1 protein-coding gene and 1 pseudogene are annotated in these 1,497 nt (G+C 65.0%); one reads left to right on the top strand and one right to left on the bottom strand.

Going from position 1 to position 1,497, the window contains the following annotated elements; genetic code table 11:
- A pseudogene (locus A6M56_RS08160) lies at positions 1 to 280 on the top strand (enoyl-CoA hydratase); the annotation flags it as partial.
- A gap of 236 nt (positions 281 to 516) precedes the next feature.
- Here the strand turns inward: A6M56_RS08160 and A6M56_RS08155 are convergent.
- Entirely contained in the window at positions 517 to 1,425 is a 909-nt protein-coding gene (locus A6M56_RS08155) for an MBL fold metallo-hydrolase (protein WP_286758056.1), read from the bottom strand.
- Positions 1,426 to 1,497 lie beyond the last annotated feature (72 nt).

Raw genomic sequence — 1,497 nt, 5'->3', positions numbered from 1 at the left:
CGACACGCAGGAAGCGATGCTGGAGGCGGCGCTGCAGATGGCGCGCGAAATCGCGTCAAAGCCGCCGGTCGCGATCTGGGGCAGCAAGCAGGCGATCCACTATGCGCGCGACCACTCGACGCACGACGCGCTGCAGCAGATGGGCTGGCTGCAGTCCGGCATCTGGCAGAGCAGCAACCTGCTCGAATCGTTCATGGCCAAGCAGCAGGGGCGCGCGCCGCAGTTCGACGACTTGCCGGAACTGCGCTCGTTCGCGGACGCCAAGTACGAGTTGAAGTGAGCAGGGCATCACAACTAAATTCCCTCCCCTTCAAGGGGAGGGCCGGGGTGGGGATGGGTTTTGGATGTTCCCGCTGTGAGCCGCTATCGCATCTCGGCGGCCCCCTTTCTTTGCTTACTTTCTTTGGCGAGACAAAGAAAGTGAGCGGCTGCCGGGCCGCCCCCGGCAAGTCTCCGCGAGGATCACGAGGCGTTGCATCACCGAAGATAAAAAGCGAATTGCCTGTTGCGTAAAATTCAATCCCGGTTCCGCAACACCCCATCCACCACTTCCGCCGCGCCAGCTTTCACCAGCTGCGCCACAGCCCACTGCGCCAGCTGCGTCTCCGACATGTTCAAATACCGCCGGTTCGCCTCCACCGCCAGGCGCATCCGTGCCAACAGCGCCTCAACCTCGGCAAGCGTCATGCGCTGCCGCTCCAGCAGCAAGAACTTCAGCAGCACCTTCAGCGCATTCTGCGCATTGCGCGCCGGATCGGCGACAAAGTAGTCGATGCGCGAAAACGCCGTCTGCAGCGCCTTGTCCACGTCCGCAAACGGCGCGCCGTGCCCCGGGATCACCAGCTTCACGTCGAGCGACGCGATCAGTTCCAGCGTCGCGCGCACCTCGGCGAAGCCCGGCTCCCCTTCCAGCTCCGGGAACACCACGCCGAAGCCGTTCTCCCACAGCGCGTCGGCGGAAATCAGGATGCGCTCGTCGGGGCAATAGAAAATCAGCGAATGCGGATCGTGCCCGGGCGCGCCCAGCGCCTGCCAGGCCATGCCGCCCAGCGTGAGCACGTCGCCCGGCGCGATGGTTTCGTCGAAGCCGAAGCGCGCGCAGGACTGGCCGGTCGCGGCATAGGTCAGCGCCTCCTCGTTCCAGGCGCGCACCTTGTCCGCCTCGGCGGCGGGAATCGCGGTGCGGCAGCCGAACGCGTCCTGCAGCGCCGCGTTGCCGCCGCAATGATCGGAATGCAGGTGCGTGTTGATCAGGCGGCCCAGCGGCCGGCCCTGCAAGGCATGCAACACCAGCGCCACGGTCTGCGCCGAATGGGTGACGTAGCCGCTGTCGACCAGCGCCGTCTCCGCGCCCCCGGTAAACAGGATGTTGTTGGACGACAGCCAGCCGCGCTGGAACACATGCATCGATGCAGGCAGCTTCATTTCTTCATCTGATAGGCAAGGGAGATTTTCGCGAACTCGACCAGCACCGCCTGCGAGCCGCCGTTGAAGGTC

Source organism: Ralstonia sp. RL, assembly GCF_001683835.1.
Taxonomy (GTDB): domain Bacteria; phylum Pseudomonadota; class Gammaproteobacteria; order Burkholderiales; family Burkholderiaceae; genus Ralstonia; species Ralstonia mannitolilytica.
This window is presented reverse-complemented; position numbering and strand designations above follow the sequence as displayed.

Coding starts and splice junctions, on each gene's coding strand:
- A6M56_RS08155 (WP_286758056.1), bottom strand. CDS start 1,425: ATGAAGCTGCCTGCATCGATGCATGTGTTCCAGCGCGGCTGGCTGTCG.